Below are 1022 nucleotides of genomic sequence, written 5' to 3'. Positions count from 1 at the left end.
TCAGAACTAACTGATCTCGATAAAGCAAACCTTCGAATTCGCCAGCTCGAAGCTGAGCTCAAAGACAAAGAATTGGTGGAACAATTCGCAAAAAAATTGCTGGAACTCCAGCGCAAGGGGTGAATAAACAACATCGACAGGCCTACCTCGCAATTAAAGAGACCAGTCAAGGCAAGCGCGGTGCAGTTACCAAGTTATTAGCTGTTGTCGGAGTAAGCCGGCAGGCTTACTACAAAGGATTAAAGCGAGAAGAAACGGCTTGGGAAGCCCGCGATCGTCGGCTCAAGGAACGGACACAACACTGGTTTGATTTCCATCATCAAGGTATTGGTGCTGGAAATCTGTTAGTCAACCTTCAGCATGACGAGTCAATTACTTTTGAAGTTACTCATAAAATGGTTCGACGAGTGATGCGAGAACTTGGATTGAAATGCCAAATTCGAGTTAAAAAACACAGTCGCCAAAAAGCTAGTGAGCAATACATCCAAGACAATGTCTTAAACCAAAATTTTGATACGGATGCGCCTAATAAAGTCTGGTTGTCCGACTCGACCGAACTGAGATTTGGTCCAAACGGCGAATATAAAATTCGGTTGAGTGGCGTTCTTGATCTCTATGGACGACTTCTCTTGTCACACCATCTTAGCGTCACTGAAACTTCAGCTGCGGAAATCGAAGTGTTCCAACGTGCATTTGATAGTGTCGGAGCCGTTCATCCATTGATTCATACGGATCGCGGCTCAGCTTACACTTCTGGCGCCTTCAATAATTTTCTTGCACGTTACGATGTAACTCGTAGCATGTCTCGTCCGGGCACGCCATTCGATAATGCGCCAATGGAACGTTGGTGGAATGAGTTCAAATTGCGCTGGATGGATCGTCATTCGATGCCTAAGACTCTCCAAGAACTCGAGAAACTGGTTGAAGAAGGTATTGAATACTTCAATTGCCACAATCGTTCAGCACAAAGAAACGGCCTCACTCCAGATGAATACTGGAATGAAGCCGCTTAGAGACAGATT

At 45.2% G+C, this 1022-nt stretch carries 1 protein-coding gene; it reads left to right on the top strand.

The genetic code is table 11. From position 1 onward, the window contains the following. The first annotated feature begins 119 nt into the window (after positions 1 to 119). Positions 120 to 1013, top strand: coding sequence for an IS3 family transposase (locus FD01_RS04680; RefSeq protein ID WP_056962884.1), 894 nt, complete (start codon positions 120 to 122; stop codon positions 1011 to 1013). Positions 1014 to 1022 lie beyond the last annotated feature (9 nt).

It is taken from the genome of Lacticaseibacillus manihotivorans DSM 13343 = JCM 12514 (assembly GCF_001435035.1).
In the GTDB taxonomy this organism is placed as follows: Bacteria; Bacillota; Bacilli; order Lactobacillales; family Lactobacillaceae; genus Lacticaseibacillus; species Lacticaseibacillus manihotivorans.
Note: the sequence above shows the minus strand (reverse complement) of the source record. Positions and strands in the feature narration are given on the sequence as shown.